A 348-nucleotide genomic window follows, 5' to 3' on the forward strand; every position below is an offset into this window, starting at 1 on the left:
GCCCCCGTCTACGACGTGGCGATCGAAACGCCCCTGCAACCGGCGCGGGCGCTGTCCGAGCGGCTGGGCTGCCAGGTGCTGCTCAAGCGCGAAGACCTGCAGCCGGTGTTCTCCTTCAAGGTCCGTGGCGCCTACACCAAGCTGGCGAGTCTTTCGACCGCGGAAAAGGCGCGTGGCGTGATCGCCGCCAGCGCCGGCAACCATGCCCAGGGCCTGGCCCTGGCGGCGCGCGAACTGGGCGTGCGGGCGATCATCGTCATGCCGCGCACCACCCCGGAACTCAAAGTCATCGGCGTCCAGTCCCGCGGCGGCGAGGTGGTGTTGCATGGCGACGCCTTTCCCGACGCC

At 70.1% G+C, this 348-nt stretch carries 1 protein-coding gene; it reads left to right on the top strand.

Translation table 11 applies throughout. The annotated features are described in order from the left end of the window. Positions 1 to 348: pyridoxal-phosphate dependent enzyme (locus RND78_RS27965; RefSeq protein ID WP_312733488.1), on the top strand; the 348-nt coding region annotated here is incomplete at both ends.

Source organism: Pseudomonas oryzihabitans, assembly GCF_032027545.1.
GTDB lineage: Bacteria > Pseudomonadota > Gammaproteobacteria > Pseudomonadales > Pseudomonadaceae > Chryseomonas > Chryseomonas oryzihabitans_F.